The sequence below is a fragment of the Pseudomonas sp. Pdm06 genome, assembly GCF_014851795.1.
GTDB classification, from domain to species: Bacteria; Pseudomonadota; Gammaproteobacteria; order Pseudomonadales; family Pseudomonadaceae; genus Aquipseudomonas; species Aquipseudomonas fluorescens_AA.
In genome coordinates this window covers 279,825-301,031 of sequence record NZ_JACVAH010000002.1, presented here as the reverse complement: position 1 = coordinate 301,031, position 21,207 = coordinate 279,825, and the positions used below count along the sequence as shown (strand labels likewise).

16 protein-coding genes are annotated in these 21,207 nt (G+C 62.1%); 10 read left to right on the top strand and 6 right to left on the bottom strand.

Annotated features, from left to right (window positions below; all coding sequences use genetic code 11):
* The first annotated feature begins 7 nt into the window (after positions 1 to 7).
* Positions 8 to 1,861 (top strand): polyurethanase, encoded by a 1,854-nt coding sequence (locus IB266_RS04495; protein WP_192260327.1) that lies wholly within the window; start codon positions 8 to 10, stop codon positions 1,859 to 1,861.
* Between the two features lie 127 nt (positions 1,862 to 1,988).
* Here IB266_RS04495 and IB266_RS04490 read toward each other — a convergent pair whose 3' ends face one another.
* Positions 1,989 to 2,213: a YgdI/YgdR family lipoprotein gene (locus IB266_RS04490; RefSeq protein WP_060743223.1), complete on the bottom strand. Its 225-nt coding sequence runs from the start codon at positions 2,211 to 2,213 to the stop codon at positions 1,989 to 1,991.
* Positions 2,214 to 2,436: 223 nt separating this feature from the next.
* Between IB266_RS04490 and IB266_RS04485 the strand changes: the two genes are divergently transcribed.
* The 3 genes from IB266_RS04485 (at position 2,437) to IB266_RS04475 (ending at position 8,547) form a co-directional block, all read left to right on the top strand.
* Positions 2,437 to 4,167 carry a VRR-NUC domain-containing protein gene (locus IB266_RS04485; protein ID WP_192260326.1) on the top strand — a complete coding sequence of 577 codons (1,731 nt, stop codon included), beginning with the start codon at positions 2,437 to 2,439 and terminating at the stop codon, positions 4,165 to 4,167.
* Positions 4,164 to 6,506 carry an ATP-dependent DNA helicase gene (locus tag IB266_RS04480; protein ID WP_192260325.1) on the top strand — a complete coding sequence of 781 codons (2,343 nt, stop codon included), beginning with the start codon at positions 4,164 to 4,166 and terminating at the stop codon, positions 6,504 to 6,506. Before IB266_RS04485 ends, IB266_RS04480 begins: the two co-directional genes overlap by 4 nt.
* Positions 6,507 to 6,618: 112 nt before the next feature.
* Positions 6,619 to 8,547, top strand: a complete 1,929-nt coding sequence (locus IB266_RS04475; protein WP_192260324.1) for a PAS domain-containing sensor histidine kinase — start codon at positions 6,619 to 6,621, stop codon at positions 8,545 to 8,547.
* 162 nt (positions 8,548 to 8,709) lie between these two features.
* On the opposite strand, the gene IB266_RS04470 is transcribed toward IB266_RS04475, so the two are convergent.
* Positions 8,710 to 8,940, bottom strand: a complete 231-nt coding sequence (locus IB266_RS04470) for a hypothetical protein (RefSeq protein ID WP_060742403.1) — start codon at positions 8,938 to 8,940, stop codon at positions 8,710 to 8,712.
* Between the two features lie 153 nt (positions 8,941 to 9,093).
* On the opposite strand from IB266_RS04470, the gene IB266_RS04465 reads away from it, so the two are divergent.
* On the top strand, positions 9,094 to 9,630 hold the full coding sequence (locus IB266_RS04465; protein WP_092199857.1) for a hypothetical protein: 537 nt from the start codon (positions 9,094 to 9,096) through the stop codon (positions 9,628 to 9,630).
* 12 nt (positions 9,631 to 9,642) lie between these two features.
* Here IB266_RS04465 and IB266_RS04460 read toward each other — a convergent pair whose 3' ends face one another.
* A complete protein-coding gene (locus IB266_RS04460; RefSeq protein WP_192260323.1) occupies positions 9,643 to 10,980 on the bottom strand; it encodes a cation:proton antiporter in 1,338 nt (445 codons plus the stop codon).
* Between the two features lie 192 nt (positions 10,981 to 11,172).
* Here IB266_RS04460 and IB266_RS04455 point away from each other — a divergent pair, with 192 nt between their 5' ends.
* From IB266_RS04455 to ligD, 4 genes are read left to right on the top strand one after another with little or no spacing between them, the layout of a single operon-like run.
* On the top strand, positions 11,173 to 12,558 hold the full coding sequence (locus tag IB266_RS04455) for an iron-containing redox enzyme family protein (protein WP_192260322.1): 1,386 nt from the start codon (positions 11,173 to 11,175) through the stop codon (positions 12,556 to 12,558).
* A gap of 10 nt (positions 12,559 to 12,568) precedes the next feature.
* Complete coding sequence (locus IB266_RS04450) at positions 12,569 to 13,582, top strand: methyltransferase (RefSeq protein ID WP_192260321.1); 1,014 nt, start codon at positions 12,569 to 12,571, stop codon at positions 13,580 to 13,582.
* Entirely contained in the window at positions 13,554 to 14,717 is a 1,164-nt protein-coding gene (locus tag IB266_RS04445; protein WP_192260320.1) for a carboxylate-amine ligase, read from the top strand. The genes IB266_RS04450 and IB266_RS04445 overlap by 29 nt, the downstream gene beginning before the upstream one ends.
* The gene (gene ligD / locus IB266_RS04440) at positions 14,714 to 17,326 is read left to right on the top strand and encodes a DNA ligase D (protein WP_192260319.1); all 2,613 of its coding nucleotides are present in this window, start codon (positions 14,714 to 14,716) and stop codon (positions 17,324 to 17,326) included. Before IB266_RS04445 ends, ligD begins: the two co-directional genes overlap by 4 nt.
* 166 nt (positions 17,327 to 17,492) lie before the next feature.
* Here the strand turns inward: ligD and IB266_RS04435 are convergent, their stop codons facing one another.
* Together IB266_RS04435 and IB266_RS04430 are read right to left on the bottom strand one after the other, a co-directional pair.
* Positions 17,493 to 18,104 carry a Yip1 family protein gene (locus IB266_RS04435; RefSeq protein WP_192260318.1) on the bottom strand — a complete coding sequence of 204 codons (612 nt, stop codon included), beginning with the start codon at positions 18,102 to 18,104 and terminating at the stop codon, positions 17,493 to 17,495.
* A gap of 355 nt (positions 18,105 to 18,459) precedes the next feature.
* Complete coding sequence (locus tag IB266_RS04430; protein ID WP_192260317.1) at positions 18,460 to 19,317, bottom strand: SDR family oxidoreductase; 858 nt, start codon at positions 19,315 to 19,317, stop codon at positions 18,460 to 18,462.
* A gap of 186 nt (positions 19,318 to 19,503) precedes the next feature.
* Between IB266_RS04430 and IB266_RS04425 the strand changes: the two genes are divergently transcribed.
* Positions 19,504 to 19,908 carry a VOC family protein gene (locus tag IB266_RS04425; protein WP_192260316.1) on the top strand — a complete coding sequence of 135 codons (405 nt, stop codon included), beginning with the start codon at positions 19,504 to 19,506 and terminating at the stop codon, positions 19,906 to 19,908.
* Between the two features lie 60 nt (positions 19,909 to 19,968).
* On the opposite strand, the gene IB266_RS04420 is transcribed toward IB266_RS04425, so the two are convergent.
* The gene (locus IB266_RS04420; RefSeq protein ID WP_192260315.1) at positions 19,969 to 21,117 is read right to left on the bottom strand and encodes a MalY/PatB family protein; all 1,149 of its coding nucleotides are present in this window, start codon (positions 21,115 to 21,117) and stop codon (positions 19,969 to 19,971) included.
* Between the last annotated feature and the right edge of the window lie 90 nt (positions 21,118 to 21,207).

Below are 21,207 nucleotides of genomic sequence, written 5' to 3'. Positions count from 1 at the left end.
AACAACCATGGGTATCTACGACTACAAGAACCTCGGCACCACCGAATCCAAGGCATTGGTCAGCGACGCAATGGCGATCATGCTGTACTCCTACCACAACCTCGACCACGGCTTTGCCGCCGGGTACCAGCACAACGGTTTCGGTGCCGGCCTGCCGGCGACCCTGGTCACCGCATTGCTGGGGGGCACCGACTCCCAAGGGGTGATTCCCGGTGTGCCGTGGAACCCTGATTCGGAAAAACTGGCCCTGGAGGCGGTGCAGAAGGCAGGTTGGACGCCCATCAGCGCCACGCAATTGGGCTACGCCGGCAAGGTGGATGGCCGCGGGACGTTTTTTGGTGAGAAAACCGGCTACACCACCGCCCAGGTCGAGATCCTCGGCAAGTACGACAGCGCGGGTCACCTGCAGGAAATCGGTGTGTCGTTTCGCGGCACCAGCGGCCCTCGGGAAAACCTGATTGGCGATTCCATTGGCGACGTGATCAACGACCTGATGGCCGCCCTAGGCCCAAAGGACTATGCGAAAAACTACGCCGGCGAAGCCTTTGGCAACCTGCTGGGGGACGTCGCGAAGTTTGCCCAGGCCCATGGCCTGACGGGCGCGGACGTGCTGGTCAGCGGCCACAGCCTGGGCGGTCTGGCGGTCAACAGCCTGGCGGACTTGAGCGCCAGCCAATGGTCGGGGTTCTACGCCGATGCCAACTACATCGCCTACGCTTCGCCGACCCAGAGCGGTACCGACAAGGTCTTGAACATCGGTTACGAGAACGATCCGGTGTTCCGCGCCCTGGACGGTTCGACGTTCAACCTCGCGTCGGTGGGCGTGCACGATGGGCAACAGGAGTCGGCCACCAACAACATCGTCAGCTTCAACGACCACTACGCTTCGGCGGCATGGAACGTCTTGCCGTTCTCCATCCTCAACATCCCCACCTGGATTTCCCACCTGCCCAGCGGCTACAGCGATGGCATGGGCCGGATCATGGGCTCGGCGTTCTACGACCTCACCGAAAAAGACTCCACCATTATCGTCGCCAACCTGTCAGACCCCGCCCGGGCCAATACCTGGGTGCAGGACCTCAACCGCAACGCTCAAACCCATACCGGCAGCACGTTCATCATCGGCAGCGACAGCAACGACCTGATCCAGGGCGGCCAGGGCAACGACTATCTGGAAGGCCGCGCCGGCAACGACACCTTTCGCGATGGCGGTGGTTACAACGTGATACTGGGCGGGCAGGGCAGCAACAGCCTGCAACTGCAGCAGTCGGTGAAGGATTTCAGTTTCGCCCATGACGGAGTTGGGACGCTGTACCTGCGCGATGCCCATGGCGGGATCAGCATCACCCGCGACATCGGCACGCTGGTCAGTAAGGAGTCCGGGTTGTTCTGGGGGTTGCTCAAGGATGAGGTGAGCCACGGCGTCACCGTCAATGGCCTGGTGGCGGGCGGCAACCTGACGGCGTATGCGTCTTCGGTCAAGGGCAGTGCGGCCAACGACACCTTGGTGGCAAGCGCGAAGGGTGACTGGCTGTTCGGCCAGGACGGCAACGATGTGCTGGTGGGCGGCGCGGGTAACGACACCTTCGTCGGCGGTGTGGGCAACGACCTGATGCAATCGGGCGGTGGCAGCGACACCTTTCTGTTCAATGGTGCGTTCGGCCAGGATCGGATCAGCGGTTATGAGGCGGGGGACAAACTGGTGTTCCTCGGCGTACCCGGTGCCGGGGCAGGGCATGACTACAGTGAGCACCTCTCACAAGTGGGCAATGACACGCTGCTCAAGGTCGGTGACAGCTCCGTGACCCTGGTGGGGGTTGGTATCGGTCAGGTTGGCGGCGAAGGGATCGTGTTCGCCTGAGATCGCTATCGCGAGCAAGCCCGCTCCCACAGTGGTTCACAGGCGTACGCAGGATTTGTGTTCACCGCCGGACTTTGTGGGAGCGGGCTTGCTAGCGATGGCCGCCTGCCAGGCGAGTCACTGGAAATCAGTCTTCCTTGCGAATGGTCGCCACATCATCGGCGCGGACACGGACTTTCCTGCCGGAAATATCCTCGAATTCGTAGAAGCCGTCGGCGGTACGGGTGTTAGGGGTGTCCTTGGTCAAATACTGGGTACCGTTTTGCAAGGTCACTACCGTGGGCGACGCGCAGCCAGCCAGAGCCATAAATGCCACGGCGACCAGGGGTACGCCCAGAAACCTGATGTTCATAACCATAACCTCTCAATCAAAAGGACACGGAGCAACTGATTCGACCGCGCCATCACATTAGCTAACCGCCATTGGTCTCGCTTGCCGTAGGAAAGTTCATCGCTAGGTGAAGGATTTCACGTTAAATATAGGAGACCGTTCATCTTTTGCGGTTGCCTGAGTGGTTTACAGCTGTTATCTGTATGCATAACCAGTATCTCCGACACCCTTGGCGTTTCTTCCCGTGGCAACCCGTTCTCTCGACGATCCGTATTACTACCTGAACAACTTCCAGCAAGTGCTCGCGTGGTTGAGCCAGCGTTATGCGGACGTGCTCAGCCACGAAGAGCAGCGCTTCATCGACGATTTCGCAGCGCTGCCCCGTGCTTCCCAAGGCTTGTTGGTGCGGATGGTGATGCGCAAGGGGCTGCGGTTTCGTCATAGCAAGCTGAGTTACCCGGAAATCGGCGACATTGGCGCCGCCGTCGCGCCGCTATTGGCCTTGGGATGGGTCGAGGAACAGGCCCCCATCGGGCTCGTTGAACTGTTCGACGTGCTGCTCAAGGCGGAAATCCTTCTGTGCCTGGGGCACCTGATCGAACACCCCAAGGCGAAAAAGGCCGAATGGCTCCAGGCCCTGGATAATCACCCCAGCCCGCTCCAGCCTTTTCGTACCTGGTGTCCGGAGCTTGACGAGCGCCTGTACAGCCTGACGATCATGCCTCTGTGCGACAGGCTGCGCTTGATGTTCTTTGGCAACCTCTACCAGGATTGGTCGGAATTCGTCCTGGCGGACCTGGGCATCTTCACCTACGAAACCGTTGAGTTCAGCGCCGAGTCACGGGGCTTGCGCAGTCGTGACGACGTCGATGCCTGTCTGTTCCTGCACGACTGCCAGCAGCGCTTCGAAGCCGGCGAGCCCCTGGAAGATATCGTCGCCCAGGTCAACGAACTGTCCTTGGAGAATCCGTGGCTGGAGCGACGCCAGGGCAAGTTGTTGTTCCAGATCGGCCAGCATGGCGAGCGTATCGGCGATTTCGCCTTGGCTTTGTGCATCTATCGCGATTGCACCTACCCGGGCGCGCGGCTGCGGATGGTCCGGGTATTGGAGCGAATCGGCGAGTATGCCCTGGCCCTTGAACTGGGCGAGGCGGCGGCGCAGACACCACAGAGCGCTGCCGAAACCCAGGCCTTGCTTCGGATCGTGCCTCGCCTGCGGCGCAAGCAGGGCGGCCCGCCAGTGCCACGGGTCATGGCCCGGGAAGTGGAGCGCCTTGAACTGCATCTGCCGCGCGTCGATCCGGGCCTGTCGGTGGAATACCACGTCCAGGCCCACCTGCACGATGAAACCGCGCCGGTGCATTACGTCGAGAACAGCCTGATCAATTCACTGTTCGGCCTGCTGTGCTGGCCGGCGATCTTCGCGCCGTTGCCGGGCGCGTTTTTCCACCCGTTCCAGCGCGGGCCGGTCGACCTGCTCAATGAAGATTTCCACGCCCGTCGCGCCGAGTTGTTCGCGGCCTGCCTGGCAGAGTTGGACGATGGCCGCTATCGGCAGACCATCGGGCGTCGTTACATTGAAAAATGGGGCGTGCAATCGCCTTTCGTGTTCTGGGGCGCGTTGTCCGAGCCCTTGCTGGAACAGGCCCTCGATTGCTTGCCGGCCGAGCACCTCAAGCACTGGTTCCAGCGGCTGCTGCTGGACATCAAGGCCAACCGCGCCGGCATGCCGGACCTGATCCAGTTCTGGCCGCAACACAAGACTTACCGCATGATCGAAGTCAAAGGCCCCGGTGACCGCCTGCAAGACAACCAACTGCGTTGGCTGGAGTTCTGTCATGAGCACCAGATGCCCGTCGCCGTTTGTTATGTGCAATGGGCAGAGTCTGCCATCGCGAGCGAGCTCGCTCCCACAGAAGACGAGCCACCCCAGATCATCGGTGGGAGCGAGCTTGCTCGCGATGGGCGCACATGAGCCCGACACCCAGTTACAGCATCGCCGTGCGGGCGCTGTGTGAGTTCACCGCCAAGGTGGGCGACCTCGACCTGCGCTTCACCCCCTCGCCGACAGCCCTGGAAGGCATCGCCGGCCATCGCACCGTTGCCTCGCGGCGCACCGAAGGTTATCAGGCTGAAGTGGCCCTCGAAGGTCACTACCAGACATTGACGGTCAAAGGCCGGGCCGACGGCTACGACCCGGTCCGCCAGTGCCTTGAAGAGGTGAAGACCTATCGGGGCGACCTGAGCAAGCAGCCGGCCAACCATCGCCAGTTGCATTGGGCCCAGGCGAAAATCTATGGCTGGCTGATGTGCCAAAAGCTGCAGTTGCCGCACATCGACGTGGCCCTGGTGTATTTCGACATCGTCAGCGAAAAGGAAACCTGCCTCACCCAACGCTTCGAGGCGGCCCAGTTGCAAGCCTTCTTCGAAGCACAATGCGCGCTGTTCCTGGCCTGGGCCGAGCAGGAAATGGCCCATCGGCAGGCGCGTAACCTCGGCGCGCAGGCCCTGGTCTTTCCCCATGCGGGTTTCAGGCCCGGGCAACGGCACTTGGCCGAATCGGTGTTCAAGGCAATCAGTACCGGCCGCTGCCTGATGGCCCAGGCGCCCACCGGCATCGGCAAGACCGTCGGCACCTTGTTCCCGATGCTCAAGGCGTTGGCGCCGCAACAACTGGACAAGGTGTACTTTCTCACGGCGAAAACCCCGGGGCGCAAGCTGGCCCTGGATGCGGCACGCGTGATTACCCGCAGCGCGCCGTCGATGCCGCTGCGGGTGCTGGAAATGATCGCCCGGGACAAGGCCTGCGAACACCCGGACAACGCCTGCCATGGCGAATCCTGTCCGCTGGCCCGAGGTTTCTATGACCGCCTGCCGGGCGCCCGGGCGGCGGCAAGCCAGGTCTGCTTGCTGGATCAGGCGGCATTGCGCGACATTGCATTGGCCCATGAGGTGTGCCCGTATTACCTCAGCCAGGAAATGGCCCGTTGGGCCGACGTGGTGGTGGCCGACTACAACTATTACTTCGACTTCAGCGCCTTGCTCTTTGGCCTGGCCCAGGCCAATGGCTGGACAGTCGCGACCCTGGTGGACGAGGCCCATAACCTGGTGGAACGCGGACGGCAGATGTACAGCGCGACCCTTGACCAGGCCACGTTGAGCAGCGTGCGCAAAACCGCCCCCGAACCGCTGAAGAAATCCCTGGAGCGGGTCAATCGCCAGTGGAACGCCTTGCATACGCCCCAGGTAGCGGCCTATCAGGCCTATGAAAAACTGCCGGAAAAGTTGCTCCAGGCCTTGGCCACCTGCACCACCGCCATCGGCGATTACCTCAACGATCACCCCCAGGGCCTGGACAGCGGCTTGCAGGCGTTCTACTTCGACGCCTTGCAGTTTGGCCGGGTGGCGGAAGCCTTCGACGAGCACTTTCTGTTCGACATCCACAAGCGCGAACTCGGCCGCCAGCGCAGCCTGTCGACGCTGTGCCTGCGCAACGTGGTGCCGGCCGCGTTCCTGCGGCCCAGGCTGACGGCGGCCCGCAGCACCGTGCTGTTTTCCGCGACCCTGAGCCCTCGACATTACTACGCAGACTTGCTGGGAACGCCGGGCGATACGGTGTGGATCGATGTCGAATCGCCGTTCAAGGCCGAGCAGTTGGACGTACAGGTGGTCAGCCGCATCTCCACCCGCTTTGCCCATCGCCAGGCGTCCCTGGAGCCGATTGTCACGTTGATGGCCCGCCAGTTCAGCGAGCGCCCGGGCAACTACCTGGCCTTTTTCAGCAGCTTCGATTACTTGCAGCAAGTGGCCGGGCTATTTGCCGAGCGGCACCCGCAGATCGCCCTCTGGACGCAATCGCGGGGCATGGGCGAAGCGCCCCGGCAGGCGTTTCTCGAACGATTCATGGAACACAGCCAAGGCATTGGCTTTGTGGTGCTGGGTGGCGCGTTCGGCGAGGGCATCGACTTGCCGGGTTCACGCCTGATCGGTGCGTTCATCGCGACCTTGGGGCTGGCGCAGTTCAACCCGGTCAATGAGCAGATGAAGCAACGCATGGCGGCGATCTTCGGCGATGGCTATGACTACACTTACCTGTATCCCGGATTGCAGAAGGTCGTACAGGCGGCAGGCCGCGTGATCCGCACCCAACAGGATCGCGGGGTGGTGATGCTGATCGATGATCGGTTTGGCGAGGCCAGGGTGCAGCACCTATTGCCGCGCTGGTGGTCAGTTACCCAAGAGGCCCACAAATCCCCTTGTGGGAGCGAGCTTGCTCGCGATGGCAGACTGTCAGCCTGCATTGATGCAAACTGATCCACCGCTATCGCGAGCAAGCTCGCTCCCACAGGGTGGAAGGCTTGAGGATTTTTCCTGGCGCCTGACTTGTTCCATAATCCGTAAAAATCCACACGGATGCCCCGGCCAGATGCTCGATAATGCCCCCAAGACCCCGCTCATGAACGAAGAACAGCGTTTTCGCCTGCTCATCGACGCGGTGGTCGACTACGCCATCTACATGACCGACCCTTCGGGCATCATCACCAGTTGGAACTCCGGGGCCAGGCGTTTCAAGGGCTACGAGGAAGCCGAGATCCTCGGTCAGCATTTTTCCCGTTTCTACACCGACCAGGACCGCGCCGCCGGCCTGCCGCAACGGGCGCTGGACACGGCCGTGCAGGAGGGGCGTTTCGAGGGCGAGGGCTGGCGGGTGCGCAAGGACGGCACGCTGTTCTGGTCCCATGTGGTGATCGACCCGATCATCGACAGCCAGAGTGGTACCTTGCTCGGCTTCGCCAAGATCACCCGCGACCTGACCGACCGCAAGATGGCCGAGGAAACCCTCAAGCAAAGCGAGCAGCAGTTTCGCCTGCTGGTGCAAAGCGTCACCGACTACGCCATCTACATGCTCGACCCACAAGGTCAGGTCACCAACTGGAACCTGGGGGCGCAGCGGATCAAGGGGTATCTTCCGGTGGAAGCCATCGGCCGGCATTTCTCGATGTTCTACACCCCCGAGGATCGCGATGCCGGCGAGCCGCAGCGCGCGTTGAGCATCGCCGCCAGCGAAGGGCGTTTCGAGAAAAAGGGCTGGCGCATGCGCAAGGATGGCACGCGCTTCATGGCCCACGTGGTCATCGATGCGATTCGCAGCGATACCGGCACGCTGCTGGGGTTTGCCAAGATCACCCGCGACATCACCGATGCCACCCAGGCCCAGCTGGCCCTTGAACAGGCCCGCGAGGCGTTGTTTCAATCCCAGAAACTGCAAGCCATCGGTCAGCTTACCGGCGGTATTGCCCATGATTTCAATAACTTGTTGACGGTCATTCTTGGCAACCTGGAAATCGTGCGCAAGCGCATGCCCAGCGAGCCGAAACTCACTCAGTTGCTGGACAATGCGACCCAAGGCGCGCTGCGCGGTGTTTCGCTGACCCAACGCATGCTGGCGTTTGCCCGGCGGCAGAAACTGACCTACGAATCGGTCGAGCTGTCGGCCCTGGTACAGGGCATCAGCGGCCTGCTGCAAAGCTCCCTGGGCCCGTCGATACACATCCAGACCCGTTTCGCCGAGACGCTGTCGCCGGTGCTGGCCGATGTCAATCAACTGGAACTGGCGATTCTAAACCTGGCGACCAACGCCCGGGACGCCATGCCCCATGGCGGCCAGATCGTCATTGCCGCCGAGGAGCGGCAAGGGGCTGATGCCGGGCCGGACCAGCCGATGGCCCCCGGACGCTACATCTGCCTGGCGATGACCGATGAAGGCGAGGGCATGGACGACGCCACGCTGGCCTCGGCCGTGGACCCATTTTTCACCACCAAGGGCGTCGGCAAGGGCACGGGGTTGGGGCTGTCCATGGTGCATGGCCTGGCGGAACAGTTGGGTGGCCGCCTGATACTCAAAAGCCAGAAAGGCCTGGGGACCACCGCCGAATTGTGGTTGCCAGTGGCCGGCGATGCGGCCCCTGGCAAAGCGGCGATCGAAGAGGCGCCGCCGCCGGTCCACGAGTTGAAAGTGCTGGTGGTCGACGATGACAGCCTGGTGTTGACCAGCACTCGCTTGTTGATCGAAGACCTGGGGCATCGGGTTCTTTGCGCCCCATCGGGGGCTCAGGCGCTGGAGCTGTACGAGCGCAACCCGGACATCGATCTGGTGATCACCGACATGGCCATGCCGCAGATGGACGGCGCGCAGTTGGCGAAATTGTTGCGCGACCGCCAACCGACCTTGCCCATCATCCTGGCCACCGGCTATGCCGAACGCCTGGAAGGTTTCGCCACGCAACTGCCTCGGTTGATCAAGCCATTCAAGCAGATTGACCTGATGCAGATCATTGGGCAGACGATGAAGTAAACAGGAATGCAAGGCCCGGCTCCTGTGGCAACGGAGCTGTGTAGGAGCTGTCGAGTGCAACGAGGCTGCGATCTTTCCCCAGACACTTGAGTCCCAAGCGAAAGATCAAAAGATCGCAGCCTTCGGCAGCTCCTACAGCACAAGAGCAGGCGCTTATGGCGCCTATTCAGTGTTCTTCTTGAACCCACGCAAATTCATCGCACACAAGCAAAACTGCAACACGATCAATGCATACGCATGGGTATGCAGCCCCCAGACCACCCATAGAATATTGCTCGCGATAAAACAACTGAATCCCGCCACCCTGCGGCGGGGTTGGCGTGAGCCGATCAACCAGGCGGCCAGCACCGTGACGAGCATCGCCGGCCATTGCACCCATCCCAGATAATCCACGCAGCGGTCCTCTAGCCCTTTACACATTAAAGACCTTGGCGGTCGGGCAGCGTTTCCTCGGACTTCGCTGCACCTGTGGTCCATTGGCTTGAACTTGCCGCGTGCCGGGTTCTTCTAATGAGTCCGAATCATCATCGAGGCACCGCCTGCGCAATGCCCAGAATACTCACCGGGCCTACCCCGGAAGAAGAACTGACGGAACACAACGCCAAACTGTTCGGCTCGCCCAAGGAGCGACTGGACTTCTATCGCCGGGAGATCCAATACGAAACCAGCATCCTGGCCAATCGAACCGATGCTTACCTGGCGGCCCAATCCTTCCTGGTGATCGCCTTTGCCTCGTGCATGGCCAACCTGAACCCGGAGTGGGGCAAGTTGTTCACGCTGATCGTGCCGCCATTCCTGGCCTTGTTGGGATTCCTGAGTTCGCTCAATGCCTGGCCGGGCATCAAGGCGGCCTACGAGATCATCGATCACTGGCATTTCAAGCAGAGCGAACTGTTGCGCGCCGAACCCTTGATGGGCCTGGCCTATGACGAATCGCCGCTGTTCAGCGAGCGGGAGTCGACCCACAAGGGCTACCGCAAGTCGTTGCTGTTTTCGTTGCGTACCCCTTGGATCTTCGCCACCTTCTGGGTATTGCTGGGGGCGTACTCGGTCTATATCCAGCTGAGCAATCCAGGCGGTTGAGGCACACTCGCCTCAACTCGACTGCTTACGGCGCTCATACCATGCCAACGTGGGCTGGGTGGTGACGCCATGCACCAGAATGCTCAGGGCCACCACCGACAACGTGAGGTCGATGCACAGTTGCGCCACCGCTGGCGGCAGGTCATGGTTCAGGGCGAAGAACAGATAAAACAGGCTGCCGATCCCGCGAATGCCAAACCAGCCGATCAGCAGCCGTTGCGGTCCGTCGAGCAATCGCCGCCAGGGCACCACCAGCACACTCAGCGGGCGAATCACGAAAAACAGCAGGGCACCGATCGCCACGGCTCGCCAGTCCCAATGGCTGGCCAGCACGACCCCCAGCAGGGTCACCAGGAACACTTCCATCGACCGCTCCACCAAGCTGCCGAACGCCAGCATGTCGCTCATCATCACCCCAGCGGCCAATTGACCATCGTCCAGCGTCTCGGTATCGCCCACAACGGCCTGTCGGGGCTCGACGGTTTCGTGGCCCACCACCGGCTGCACCAGGTGTTCTGCCGGTAGCGCCCCTTCATCAGTGGATTGGACCTCGGCCTGACGCAGCCCCAGGCCGGCGGCGAACACCGAGAGAAAACCATAGCCCTGGATCCACTCGGCCACGACATAGGCCAGGGCAATCAGCGCCAGGGCCAGGTAATCGTTGGGGGACAAGGTGCTGTCGGCATTCCTGATGCGCATCGACAAGGTCAGCTTGCCGATGCCGCGGCCCATCCAGTAGCCGACCAGCAACCCGGCCGGCACGGCCCAGAGGACGTTGCGCAGCAGCCATTCACCGAGAAAACCGCTGCCGTCCTCACGCAACATCAACAAGCCGAGGATCACAAAGGGAAACGCCGTACCGTCGTTCAGTCCCGCCTCACCTGACAGGCCAAACCGCACCCGGTCGTCATCCCGGGCATCGTTGACCTGCACCAGCGCCGCCAGTACCGGGTCGGTGGGCGCCAGCATCGCGCCGATCAGCATCGACACGCCCCAACCCAGGCCCAACAGATAGTGCAACGCCAGGCACAGGCCGGCGATGCACAGGATCATCACCGGCCCGGCCAGCCCATAGGCCACGCGCCAGGTACGGTCCTTGAGGGGCAGGCGCAACTTGAGGCCGCTGACGAACAGCGAAAACACCACCGCGATTTCCGTGAGGTGTTCCATCCAGACCGACGAGTCGCTGATGTCCAGCTTCAGCACGTCCAGCCCCAGCGGCCCGATGGCGACTCCCAGCACCAGGCACATCGCCGAGGTGGTGACCGGCATCCAGCGCAGATAAGAGGAGGTCAGGGCCAGGGTCAGCAACACCGCGCCGAGCACCGCTACCCATACTGTGAACGTCATCGTTGCTCCTTGGATAGCGACTGGTGGCTCTCAGTATTCGAGGCCCGGAGCGAAGCGAGGGTTCCCACCAAAGCAGCAGGCCTCCGTTTATCCGCCTGCCATTTAATCCAACGGAATTTTTCGCCGTTCCCCGCGCTCTGCAACAGAAGAGACGTTCTGATTCAGCGTCCGCCAAGAACCCGAGAGGCCCTTATGACTGCGCTGACACCCCTCCAATCCCAGCCGGCCACCGTGCACCCCGTCATCCATAATGGACAGGTGCGCCAATGCTATGAACGGCTGTTCCAGGGCCCCGACGATGCCGACAAGCAAGCCGTCGCCCAAGCGTTCCTCCAGCAATGCATCGCCAAAGCCGAGGCGCTCCCCCAGGAGATGCCCTCTGATCCCACGGCGCTGCAGGCCTGGGTCGAACAACACAGCGCCGGCGTGGCCCGGCAATACGCTGACTACCTGGAGCGGCGCAAGAACGGCGGCCCGCGGGAGTTTTTCAGCGGCAAGGCCCATGCCCTGTACTTCATTCAGGCCGTGGCCCCGACCAAACGGGTGGACGGTGCCTGGCTGTATGGCGTGGTCAAGCACTGGCACGACCACCGTTTCGAAGGGTTGCTGTGCACCTACCTGGAAGAACTGGGGGACGGTCATCCCGCGCAAAACCATGTGGTGCTGTATCGCAAGTTGCTCGCCGAACACGACCTGTCGGACGCCCCGGACATCGACGACGATCTGTATCTGCAAGGCGCCGTGCAACTGGCCCTGGGCTATGCCGGCGACGAGTACCTGCCGGAGGTCATCGGCTACAACCTGGGCTACGAGCAATTGCCCCTGCATCTGTTGATCAGCGCCTATGAGCTGAGCGAACTGGACATCGATCCGTACTATTTCACCCTCCACGTCACCATCGACAACGCCAGCACCGGCCATGCCCACAAGGCCGTGCAAGCGCTGCTGCAACTGATGCCGATGGAAGCGGACCGCGAGGCCTTCTGGCAGCGAGTCACGCTGGGCTATCGCCTCAACGACCTGGGGCAGGGTAGCCGGGCCATCATCGGCTCGTTCGACCTGGAGCGCGAAGTGCTGGACATGCTCGAACGCAAACGCCCATTCGGTCAGCACATGCATTCCGATTACTGCAAATTCGAAGGCAAGACCGTCAACCAGTGGCTCTCGGCGCCGGGCCAGTTGGAGGGGTTCCTGACGGCCATGCAGAACAAAGGCTGGATCAAGCGCCATGAAGACCCGCAACACAGTCGCTTCTGGACGCTGATCGACGGCGCAGGCGCGGCCATGTTCGGGGTCTTCAGCCCCTACGAAAAACAGCTGCTGCATGACTGGATCGCCGGTGACTGGCTGGACGAGGGCGTGAAGTCCGGCGCCCGGCGTGCTCCGGTTGCGGCTTGCGCCCCCGCGACGCCGATGGATGATCCCGATGTGCAAAACCTGCAACAGGCGCTGCAAGGCCGCACGCCGGACGAGCAGATGCAAGTCCTGATGCCCTGGCTCTGTGCCCGCTGCCACAGTCATCCGGCCGGGTTGCTGGCGACTCGCCGGTTCATCGAACTCAAGTCCGCACTTCGCTAGGGAGCCCTGCATGAATGAAGAAGAACGCCTGTCCGAGCCGGATCTTGCATTGCTGCAACTGGGCCGACGCCTGCAAGCCGACGGCTATCGTTTCATCACCCCGACCCCGTTGACCCATGAACGGGTCAACCAGCGTCCCGGTAATGAACGCGCCAAGACCTTGCGGGACGTGTTCGGCTGGTCGCGGCCATTTGCGCCGGGGCTGATCAGCACCGACGAACAGCGGCAACTGCAAGACGCCCAAGTGCTGGAAGCACACGACGGCTTGTTGCGTAGCCGGGTGCGCTGGTCGAGTCTGGATGGCTTGCTGTTTGCCCATTCGCAGTTTCCCACGCAAGCCAGCGATGCGGTGTTCTTCGGCCCTGACAGCTATCGTTTCGCCCAACTGATCCATACTCACCTGCAACAGAACTTCACGGCCGTGCAGCGCGCCGTGGACATTGGTTGCGGCGCGGGTGTCGGGGCCATCGTGATTGCCCGCGCCCGTCGTGAAGCGCAAGTGCTGGCCGTGGACATCAACCCCCAAGCCCTGCGCCTGAGCGCCGTGAACGCCGCGCTGGCGGAGGTGGCCAACGTCGAGGTCGCCCGCAGCGACGTGTTGCAGGACGTGCCAGGCCAGTTCGACCTGATCGTCGCCAACCCGCCGTACATGGCCGACCCCTCCGAGCGCGCCTACCGCCATGGCGGCGGCACACTGGGCGCCGGGCTGTCGCTGCGCATCGTCGAGCAGGCCTTGCCCCGGCTCACACCTGGCGGCTCGCTGGTGCTCTACACCGGCGTGGCCATGGTGGATGGGCGCGATCCGTTCCTCGAAGCGCTGGGGCAATGGCGTGACTCGGCGGATTTCGGCTGGACCTACAAGGAATTGGACCCGGACGTGTTCGGTGAGGAACTGCTCACGCCGGGTTATCAGGACGTGGAAAGGATCGCCGTGGTGGCGTTGGTTGTAACCCGCATTGGCGCAGGTCTGGGCGGGGCTATCGGAGGGACTATCGATGAACAGACGCATGAAATTCGGCGTTGAAGAGGAGTATTTCATCACTGACCTGAGCACCCGTTGCATGCCGGGTGAACCCCCTGCGGAGGCTGTCGCCGCGTGCCAGGCCGAGCTGGGCAAGCATTTCGCCCATGAAATGTTCCAATGCCAGGTGGAAATGGCCTCGCCCATCTTTCGCAGCCTGCCCGAGGCTGCCGACTACCTGAACCAGGTGCGTACGGGCCTGAACCAGCGCCTGGCGCCCTATGGCCTGGGCCTGCTCAGTGCCGGTTCACACCCGATGGCCACCCAGGTGCTGCAACCCACCGACGAGCTGCATTTCCAGCAACTGTTCGATGATTACCAGCGGGTGGCGCGGCGCAGCGTGCTGTCGGGCCTGCATGTCCACGTGGAAGTCCCGGCCACGCAGGATCGGGTGCGGATCATGAATGAGGTCCTGCCGTGGTTGCCGATGTTCCTGGCCATGAGCGCGTCATCGCCATTCTGGAACGGTGGCTACAGCGGCTTCAGCAGCTATCGACAAGTGGCCTGCGATGAATGGCCGCGCATGGGGGTGCCAGAGTATTTCGAAGATGAATCGGCGTTCGGCGGCTACGTCGACATGCTCATGCGCACCGGGTCCATTCGCCAGGCCAGCGATTGCTGGTGGGTGATACGGCCTTCGTCGCGTTATCCCACGTTGGAGCTGCGCATTTGCGATGCCTGCCCGCGGGCGGACGATGTCCTTTGTCTGGTCTCGCTGTTTCGCCTGATGGTGGCCCATGCCGTGACGCAGCGCCGGCCCGGTGCCCACTATAGCCAGATGTCCCAGTGGATCCTCAAGGAAAACCGCTGGCGGGCCAAGCGCCACGGGATTCTCGCGGAGTTTATCGTCGAGGGGCAGGAGCAGCCGATGCTGATCGGTGAGTGGCTGACCCTGGCAGAGCAGACTTTCGGTGAGACCGCGGCCGAGCTGGGCGTTCAGGACGTGTTCAAGCAGGCCCGCGCGATTGTCCAGGAAGGCACCAGCGCCGATCGGCAAATCGTGCTCTACGAACAAGGCCTGCTACTGGGCGATTCGGTCGAACAGGCCTTGAGCCGGGTGGTCGATCAGTTGCTCGCGGAAACCGCCGGGAGGCCGGTTGCCGACCCAGCCTTGCAACAGGTGTCAGGTGGTCCATGAGCAGCAAGACCCTGGCTGACTACAACCGCATGCGAGATTTCGCCGCCACCCCGGAACCGGCGGCGAAACGTTCGCGCAAGTCGGCAAAAACCGCCCACGCCTTGCAGTTCTGCATTCAAAAGCACGATGCCTCGCGGCTGCACTACGACTTTCGGCTGGAGCTCGACGGCGCGCTCAAGAGCTGGGCGGTGCCCAAGGGGCCCTCCCTGGACCCCAAAGCCAAACGTTTGGCCGTGCATGTCGAAGATCATCCGCTGGATTACGCCACATTCGAGGGCAACATCCCTGAAGGTCACTACGGCGCCGGTGACGTGATCGTCTGGGACCGGGGCGTCTGGATTCCCCAGGGGGATCCCCACGAGGCCTACGAAAAAGGCCGGCTCAAGTTCGAGCTGCAAGGCGAAAAGCTCAGCGGCCTGTGGAACCTGGTACGCACCCATATGCCCGGCAAGCAGGAACAGTGGTTCCTGATCAAGCATCAGGACCAGGCCGCCCGTCCCGAAAGCGAATACGACGTGGTCCAGGCCGAGCCGGACAGCGTGCTCAGCGATCGCACCCTCGTGCCCAAGCGTCGAGGCAAGGCTGCCGCCAAAGCGGTGAAACAACCGGAAAAAGCCGCGCGGCCGGAATCGCCGAAACGCGCCTCGAAAAGCACCCTCAGCGGTGCGGTCGCCGGGCCGCTGCCAGAAACCCTCAAGCCGGAACTGGCGACCCTGGTGGAAAGCGCGCCCGACGGCGAATGGCTCTATGAGATCAAGTTCGACGGTTACCGGGTCATGGCGCGGATCGAAAACGGCGACGTCAGGCTGCTCACCCGCAACGGCCATGACTGGACCCACAAATTGCCAAGACAGGCCGAGGCCTTGGCCGCGCTGGGGTTGGAATCGGCCTGGCTCGACGGCGAGATGGTCGTCGCCAACCAGCAGGGCGTACCGGACTTCCAGGCCTTGCAAAACGCCTTCGAGGCCGGCAGCAGCGGCCAGATTGCCTATTACCTGTTCGATGTGCCTTATCTCAATGGCATGGATTTACGCAACGTGCCGGTGCAAGAGCGCCGGGCCGCATTGGCCGCCGTGTTGGAGCCCAACGAAAGCCCCTTGCTGCGCTTTTCCGATGCCTTTGAAGAACCCCCTGACGCGCTGCTCGACAGCGCCTGCCAGATGCAGATGGAAGGGCTGATCGGCAAGCGCGTCGGCAGCGCCTATGTGTCCCGGCGCAGCAACGACTGGATCAAGCTCAAATGCAAGAATCGACAGGAGTTCGTGGTGGTGGGCTTCAGCGACCCCAAAGGCGCCCGCAGTGCCTTCGGTGCCTTGCTGCTGGGGCTGCATGATGCCGACAGCGGCCAGTTGCGCTACGCCGGCAAGGTCGGCACCGGCTTCAACGAAACCACCCTTAAGAGTATCTACCAGCAATTGCTGCCCCTGGAGACGAAAAAGGCCGCCGTGGTGAACCCGCCCACCGGCTACGAAGCCAAGGGCGTGCACTGGCTGGAACCGAAGCTGCTGGCCGAAGTGGCCTTTGCCGAAATGACTAAGGAAGGCTCGGTGCGCCATGCGGTCTTCCATGGCTTGCGCAACGACAAGCCGGCCAAGGACATTACCCAGGAGCTTGCCAAACCCGTGAAAAAAACCACTGCGGCGAAAAAAACCAGCACCCAGGATGAACCCGACGCGAAACCGCACAAGGCAAAGACCAGGACAAAAGCCAAGGCCCCGGCCATGGACGGCAAGGTCCGCATCACTCACCCGGAGCGGGTCATCGACGCCAGCAGTGGCACCACCAAGCTGCAGTTGGCCGAGTATTACGCCAGCGTTGCCGAATTCATCCTGCCGGAACTGGAAGATCGCCCGGTCGCCTTGGTCCGGGCGCCGGACGGCATCGCCGGTGAGCTGTTTTTCCAGAAGAACCCCGAGCGCCTGGCGATTCCCGGTATCACCAGCCTGGACAAGGAACTGACCGGGCAGCCGGTGATGATCATCAACAACGCCGAGGCGCTGATCGGCGCGGTGCAGATGAGCACGGTGGAACTGCACACCTGGAATGCCACGTCTGTCGATCTGGACAAGCCCGACCGCTTCGTCCTCGACCTCGACCCAGACCCGGCGCTGCCCTGGAAAAGCATGGTCGAGGCGACGCAGCTCACCTTGTCGGTGCTCGATGAACTAGGGCTCAAGGCGTTCCTCAAGACCAGCGGCGGCAAGGGCATTCATGTGGTGGTGCCGTTGACACGCAAACTGGGCTGGGACGAGGTCAAGGGCTTCAGTCATGCGATTGTCAGTCACATGGCCAAGCTGCTGCCGGACCGTTTTTCGGCGGTGTCCGGGCCGAAGAACCGGGTAGGGCGGATCTTCATCGATTACCTGCGCAATGGGCTGGGCTCCACGACCATCTGCGCCTACGCCGCCAGGACCCGGGAGGGGTTGCCGGTGTCCGTGCCGATATTTCGTGAGGAGGTGGCTGAGCTCAAGGGGGCGAACCTGTGGAATGTGCACAATGTTCATGAGCGTCTGGCGCAGGTGGGTCATGAGCCCTGGGCTGGGCTGAAGAAGACTCGGCAGAGTATTACGGCTGAGATGCGCAGGCGTATCGGTATGAAGAAAGGTTAAGGTGTCGCGGCTATACGCCGCAGTTCCTTTGTGGGAGCGAGCTTGCTCGCGAAGAGGCCAGCAAGCTCAATATCCATGTCACTGAACCACCGCCATCGCGAGCAAGCTCGCTCCCACAGATCATCTCAAGCCGCTGTCATCGGTGATGTACCCCCCGAAAACGCATTCAGCCCACCGGGACACGCAAATATTCCGGCTGCAGGTAGTTGAACCAGAGCAGGATCATTTCCACCAGGATCGTCACCAATACCAGCAGGCCCACGCCCCAGACACTTGCCGAATACAGCAGGCCCTGTTCCTTCTTGAGGCCCATGAACTTGGGCAGCCCGACGAACAGCAGGAATGTCGAGTAGGCCGATGCCAGCAACAGCACCGCCACGGCCAACCAGCGGCTCGGGTAAAGCCCGAAGACTCCGGCCAGGAAATACGGCGTTGCGGTATAGGCGGCGAAACCGATGCATTGGTTGACCGTCGGGCGCGCTTCGAAGGTGCGGGACATCCAGCGGATGAACAGCCCCATCAACGTGACGCCGACGACGATGGTCAGGTACAGCAGCACGCACAATTGAAGCGCGCTGGTGCTGCTGAGCCGAACCGTTTCGTTTTCGGCCAGGCTCCATCCGGTCCAGGTGGTGCCGATGAACAGGCACACCGCGGGAATCAGCGCGAGCAGCAGCAAATGAGCCAGGTAATGGCGTGGATGTGCCTGTTCCTGCTCGCGTATGTCGGCCCAGACGAATTCGGGCTGTGTGAACAGTTTGACGAAAGGTGCGGACATGACGACCTCCTGATCAGGATGGCCTCTGCATGAGGCCCTTACTGGGTTTGAGGCACAGGAAAAGACCGGGGTTTCATTTATTTCCTGTTCCTGGTAACCGACCGTTTCCGGTACGCGAAGACATGCGCTTCCCGCACAAGGTCTGGCGTTTCGAGCGAGTCGCTCGGATGCGTCATGGGCGACTGGCCGGGCACAGTCCACTGTGGGAGCGAGCTTGCTCGCGATAGCGGTAAACCAGCCGCCATTGATGTTGCCTGACCTGCCTCTATCGCGAGCAAGCTCGCTCCCACAGGTATTAGGGGCAAGGCCCATTGGCTGAGTGCTCCCTCGCCTCAGGTAAAACACTGCGCCATGCTTAAAGCATCGGCTTGCCCCCGGTAATCCCATAACGGGCTCCGGAGATGTAGCTGCCTTCGTCCGAGGCCAACAGCACATAGATCGGCGCCACTTCAACCGGCTGGCCGGGGCGGCCAAGGGGTGTCTGGGAACCGAAATTCTGCACTTCTTCCTCGGGCATGGTCGCCACGATCAGCGGCGTCCAGATCGGTCCCGGCGCCACGCTGTTCACGCGAATGCCCTTGGGCCCGAGCATCTGCGCCAGGCCACCGGTGAAGTTGGCGATGGCGCCTTTGGTGGCGGCATAGGCCAGCAACGTCGGCTTGGGCATGTCGGAATTGACCGAACTGGTGTTGATGATCGAGCCACCAGGCTTCATGTGCGGAACAGCAGCCTGGCAGATCCTGAACATCGCCGTGATGTTGATATCGAAGGTACGCACCCATTCTTCGTCGGGGATGTCCTCGAGGTTTTCGTGGGTCATCTGAAACGCGGCGTTGTTGACCAGGACGTCGATATGACCGAAGCGGGTAACGGTTTCATCGACGATCTTGCGGCACAGGCCTTTGTCCGCCAGGTCACCGGGCAACAACAGGCATTGACGCCCAGCCTGCTCGACCCAGCGTGCGGTTTCCCGGGCGTCTTCATGCTCGTCCAAGTAGGCAATCGCCACATCCGCACCTTCACGGGCGAAGGCAATGGCAACGGCGCGACCGATGCCGCTGTCGGCGCCGGTGATCAGGGCGATCTTGTTCGCCAGTCGTCCGGAGCCGGTGTAGCTCTGTTCGCCGCAGTCCGGGTAAGGGTCCATTTTGCGCTGGGTGCCGGGCACCGGCTGGCTTTGTTTCGGGAAAGGCGGGAAAGGGTAATCGACCATCGTCGTTCTCCAGGTGGGTTGCGATGGAGGGTGGACTTTGGGTTTTCGGGCAGAGTTCGGTCGGATTGTCCGGCCAGTCGATGAGCGTGACAGTGGTCGTTTCGTCGGTGAAGGGTGGGCTGTGGCGAACATTGGACGAGCCTGTATTCTCCAATGTCAGTACCGGTGTCGTTAAGGAGCAGGGCAATGTTCAGCCACATACAGATCGGCGCGCGCGACCTGCCGACAATGGTCGCTTTTTATGATGCCGTCCTCGGTTGCCTGGGGCTGGAACGCATCGAGGGCGAAAACGATTCGGGCCCGCCGGGAGAAGGCTGGCGTCAGCCCGGCAAGTATTGGCCGCAGGTTTTTGTCCAGTTGCCTTTCAATGGCCTGCCCGCGACCTGGGGCAATGGCATGCAAGTGAGCTTCGCCGCCGATTCCCCGCAAACCGTCCGCGCTGCCTGGGAGCAGGCGATGGCCATGGGCGGTACCGACGAAGGTCCACCGGGTCCGCGGCCGCAGTATTGCGAAGGCTATTTCGGTGCGTATTGCCGCGACCCGGAGGGGAACAAGCTGTGCTTTGTCTATGCGCCGGATATGCATGAATAAAGCTCAAACCCTTGTGGCAAGGAGCTTGCTCCCTCACCACAAGGGACATTGGCAGTTGAATCAGCCCCTGGCTTTCAGGCTGCGCTCCATCCGTGCGAGGCCTTCCTCCAGCAATGCCCGCGGGCAGCCGAAGTTCAGGCGCACGAACTGCCCGGCATCGTCAGCAAAATCCAGCCCGGCACTCAGCCCGACCTTGGCTTCTTTCAAGAAAAATCCTTGTGGGTCATCCAGCCCCAGCCCGGAGCAATCCAGCCAGGCCAGGTAAGTACCCTGGGGCACGGTCATGGTGATGCCCGGCAGACGGGTGCTCACCGCTTCGACCAGGTAATCGCGGTTGGCTTGCAGATAGGCTTTCAAGGCCTCCAGCCATGGGCCGGCTTCGCTGTAGGCCGCACGGGTCGCTTCCAGGCCGAAGGCATTGACGCTGTCGACCATGCCGGCCCGCGCGTTGTTGACCCGCTCGCGCAGCTTGGCGTTCTGGATAATGGCGAACGATGTTTTCAGCCCGGCGATGTTGTAGGCCTTGCTGGCGGACATCAAGGTGATGGTGCGCTCGGCAATCTCCGGGCTGAGGGAGGCGGTGGGAATGTGCACGCGGCCGTCGAAGCACAGTTCTGCATGGATTTCGTCGGAGATGATCCAAGCGTCCTGCGCCAGGCAAATGTCCGCCACGGCCTTGAGTTCTTCGCGGCCAAACACCTTGCCCAGCGGGTTGTGGGGATTGCTCAGCAACAGGGCGCCGCCGCCCTGCAACGCTTCGCGCAACGCGGCCAACGGCGTATGGAATTCACCCTTGACCGGGGTGAACGGCAATTCCACTTTGTTCAGCTGCCAGTGACCGGGGGCGTGGCGCAGCGGAGGGTAGTTGGGCACCTGCACCACGACATTCTGTTGGGGGGCCACCAGGGCATGCAGCGCCATGTTGAAACCCGGTTCGACGCCAGGCAGGAACACGATCTGCTGAGGCTCGACGCGCCAGGCGTACTTGCTCCACAGGTCAGCGACGATGGCCGCGCGCAGATTGTCCTGGGCGACGCTGTAGCCCAGCATCGGATGCTCGAGGCGCTTGTGCAGCGCGTCGATGACCACCGGCGGGGCGGGGAAGTCCATGTCGGCCACCCACATTGGCAGCACATCGGCCGGGTAGCGGCTCCATTTGGTACTGCCGGTGCCGTGGCGCTCCAATACGGTGTCGAAATCGAAAGTCATGGGGGTTCCATCAGTCAGTCATGAGATGGCGCACATCATAAAGCAAAGACCGCTGAGAAAAGCTTGATGGCGCAGTGCCACCAATTGATG